This is a genomic window from Streptomyces sp. NPDC030814, assembly GCF_055572155.1.
The window spans coordinates 1-4130 of sequence record NZ_JBVIDX010000060.1 but is presented as its reverse complement, the minus strand read 5'-3'; the positions used below and the strand labels follow the sequence as shown (position 1 = coordinate 4130).

Annotated in this window: 1 protein-coding gene; it reads left to right on the top strand. The window is 72.0% G+C overall.

All coding sequences use genetic code 11. The features are described 5' to 3' along the window. Window positions 1-21: 21 nt before the first annotated feature. Window positions 22-4130 (top strand): SDR family NAD(P)-dependent oxidoreductase (locus tag ACZ43N_RS42665; protein ID WP_468105272.1); only part of this gene is annotated, 4109 nt, incomplete at its 3' end.

Here is a 4130-nt window from a genome sequence, read left to right as displayed (position 1 = left end):
AGTTCGCATCCGGTGCTGGGGATGGCGGTCCAGGAGGCCGCCCCGGACGCGGTCGTGACGGGCACTCTGCGCCGTGACAAGGGTGACGCTCACCGGTTCCTGACCTCGCTGGCGGAGGCGTGGGTGCGGGGTGTTCCGGTGGACTGGACGGCGGTCCTGGCCGGCCAGGACGCCCGTACGGTTCCGCTGCCGACCTACGCCTTCCAGCGCCGGCGCTACTGGCTGGAGAAGACGGCTCCCGCGGGGGCTGTGGTTTCGGGGCAGGGGGCGGTGGACGCTCGTTTCTGGGAGGCGGTCGAGCGCGAGGATCTGCAGGCGCTGGCCGAGACGTTGCGGGTGTCGGACAGTGAGGCGCTGGCCGGGGTGCTGCCCGCGTTGTCGGGGTGGCGTCGGGAGCAGGCGGCGCGGTCGGTGGTGGACGGCTGGCGGTACAAGGTGGTGTGGCAGCCGGTCGCCCGGGACACCCGGGCCGCGGCCCTGACCGGTACCTGGCTGCTCGTCGTCCCGCAGGCACACCCCGACACCGAACTCATCACCTCCGTATCCGATGCCCTGAGCCGTCATGGCGCCGACGTGCGTGTCCTCGAACTCACCTCGCACCACGCGGACAACGCTCTCCTGAAGTCCGCACTGGACGAGGTGCGGGCCGACGCCGAGGTACCGCTCGGCGGCGTGGTGTCGCTGCTGGGACTGGACGAGGACCCCCTGCCCGGTCATCCCGTGCTGTCCACCGGATCCGCGCTCACCGTCTCCCTCCTTCAGGCACTCGGACGGGCCGGCGTGAACGCACCCCTGTGGTGTGTCACGCAAGGTGCGGTGGCGGTCGGGGACCACGATCCGGTCGCTCGGCCGGCGCAGGCGGCCGTCTGGGGGCTGGGCAGGGTCGCCGCCCTGGAGTTCCCCGAACGCTGGGGCGGACTGGTGGACCTTCCCGAGCGGCTCGACGGACGGGAGGCGGGCGCCCTCTGCGCCGTTCTGGCCTCGCATGGCGACAGCGGTGAGGATCAGGTCGCCCTGCGCGCCAACAGCACCCTCGTGCGGCGTCTGGTGCCGGCCCCCCTGCCGGAAAGCGCGAGGACGGAGGCCGGACGGTCCCCCGGCCGGCCGTGGACGCCCCGAGGCACCGCCCTCGTGACCGGCGGAACCGGTGCGCTCGGTGCGCACGTCGCCCGGTGGCTGGCCCGTGGCGGGGCCGAAGAGGTGGTGCTGGTCAGCCGACGAGGCAGCGGCGGCGACGCGACCCTCGCGGAACTGGAGTCCGAAGTCGCCGCGCTGGGCGCCAGGTTGACCGTCGCCGCCTGCGATGTGGCCGACCGGGCGGCGCTCGGTGAGCTGTTGGCCTCCCTGCGTGCGGACGGGCGTACCGTCCGCACGGTGGTGCACGCCGCCGGCGTCGGCACCCTCGGGGCGCTCGCCGACCTCACACCGGCGGAGTTCGCCGAGGTCGCCGCAGGCAAGGTCGCCGGGGCACAGCACCTCGCCGAGGCCCTCGACCCGGACGAGACCGACGCACTGATCCTCTTCTCCTCGATCTCCGGTGTCTGGGGTGTAGCCGACCACGCGGCGTACGCCGCCGCCAACGCCTTCCTGGACGCCCTGGCCGAACAGGTGAGCCGCACACGCGGGCTTCCGGTGCTGTCGGTTGCCTGGGGCCCCTGGGACGGCGGCGGCATGATCGCCGAGGACATGCGCGATCCGCTGCGCCGCCGTGGCATCCCGGTCATCGCCGCCGAACCGGCGATGGTGGCGCTCCAGGACGCGCTCGACCACGGTGACACGGTCGTCGCCGTCGCCGACGTCGACTGGGCCCGTTTCGTGCCCGTCTTCACTGCCGCCAGGCCCGCCCCGCTCATCGCCGCACTGGAACCGAACGACGAGACGCCGGAGGAACCGGGCACACAGGCCGCGGACACGGCGGCCTCGACCCTCGCGCAGCGGCTCGGTGCCCTGCCCGCCGCCGAACAGGACCGCTTCGTCCAGGACCTCGTACGGGCCGAGGCGGCTGTCGTGCTCGGTCATGACTCGGCGGACGCCGTCGACGCCGCCTATGCGTTCAAGGAGTTGGGCTTCGACTCGGTCAGCGCGGTCGAACTGCGCAACCGCCTCATGTCCCGCACGGGTCTGAAGATCCCGACGACCGTGGTGTTCGACCACCCGACCCCGCTCGCCCTCGCCGTCCACCTCCGTCGACTGGCTCTCGGGGACCACGCCGCACCGCGACAGGACTCGGCGTCGCTCACCGCCGTCGCCGGTTCGCCCACACCCGTCACCGACGACGACCCCATAGCCATCGTCGGCATGGGGTGCCGCTACCCGGGCGGTATCTCGTCCCCCGAGGACCTGTGGCGCGTCGTCACCGACGGCGAGGACGTCATCACCGGCTTCCCCGCGGACCGGGGCTGGGACACCACCCGGCTCTACGACCCGGACCCCGACCGGAACGGCACCAGTTACGTCCGGCACGGCGGCTTCCTGCACGACGCCGGAGAGTTCGACGCGGCCTTCTTCGGGATCTCGCCTCGCGAGGCGGCAGCGATGGACCCGCAGCAGCGACTCCTCCTGGAGACGTCCTGGGAGGCGTTCGAACAGGCAGGGATCGATCCGAAGACCCTCCGTGGCAGCAGCACCGGCGTCTTCACGGGCCTCACGGACCAGAATTACGGCACCCTGCTCAACCGTGGCACCGACGGTACCGAGGGCTATCTCGTCACAGGCGCATCGACCGCCGTCGCCTCGGGTCGCGTGTCCTATGTCCTCGGTCTGGAGGGGCCGGCCGTGACGGTGGACACGGCGTGTTCGTCGTCGCTGGTCGCGCTGCACCTCGCGATACGGTCCCTGCGGTCCGGCGAGTGCTCGATGGCGCTGGCCAGCGCGGCCATGGTGATGGCCGACCCGGCGCCGTTCGTGGGTTTCAGCCGGCAGCGGGGCCTCGCCCCCGACGGCCGGTGCAAGCCCTTCGCCGAAGCAGCCGACGGCTTCTCGCTCGCCGAGGGTGTGGGTGTGCTGTTGCTGGAGCGGCTCTCGGAGGCCCGGCGCAAGGGGCATCCGGTGTTGGCGGTGGTGCGTGGGTCGGCGATCAACCAGGACGGTGCGAGTAACGGCCTCACCGCACCCAACGGTCCCTCGCAACAACGGGTGATCCACGCCGCCCTGGCAGACGCGCGCCTCACCGGCGACGAGGTGGACGTGGTCGAGGCGCACGGCACGGGCACGCGGCTGGGTGACCCGATCGAGGCACAGGCTCTATTGGCGACCTACGGACAGGACCGTCTGACCGAACGGCCGTTGCTCATCAGCTCGGTCAAGTCGAACATCGGGCACACCCAGACCGCGTCCGGCATGGCCGGCGTGATGAAGATGGTGCTGGCCATGCGGCACGGCGTCGTGCCCGGCACACTCCACGTCGACGCGCCATCCTCGCATGTCGACTGGTCGGCGGGGGCGGTGTCGTTGCTGACGGAGGCGGTGGAGTGGCCGGAGACCGAGGGCCGTCCGCGCCGCGCCGGTGTGTCGTCGTTCGGGATCAGTGGGACGAACGCGCATGTGGTGTTGGAGGAGGCTCCGGCGGTGGTGGTGCCGGGGGCTGAGTCCGGGCGTGCGGATGTGGCGCCGGTGTTCGTCGCGGGCGGTGTGCTGCCGTGGGTCGTCTCCGGTCGTGGTGGGGACGCGCTCGCGGGTCAGGCCGGTCGTCTGACCGCGGTCGGTGACGATGTCCGGCCGGTGGATGTGGCGTGGTCGCTGGCCGCCACGCGTACGGCGTTCGAAAACCGGGCCGTGGTCCTGGGAGCGGAACACGACGATCTGACCCTCGGGGCCAAGGGGCTCGCGGCGGGCGACGGCGTGAGCCCGTCCTCCGTTGTGCGGGGTTCGGTGGCGGCCGGGGCTGACCGGGTGGTGTTCGTGTTCCCGGGTCAGGGTGCGCAGTGGGTCGGTATGGGGCGTGAGTTCTGGGATGCGTCGCCGGTGTTCGCGGCGTCGATGGAGGCGTGTGAGGCGGCGCTTGCTCCGTTTGTGGGGTGGTCGTTGAGCGAGGTTGTGCGGGGTGGTTCTGAGCTGGCTGAGGTGGATGTGGTGCAGCCGGTGTCGTGGGCGGTGATGGTGTCGTTGGCGGCGGTGTGGCGTGCGTGTGG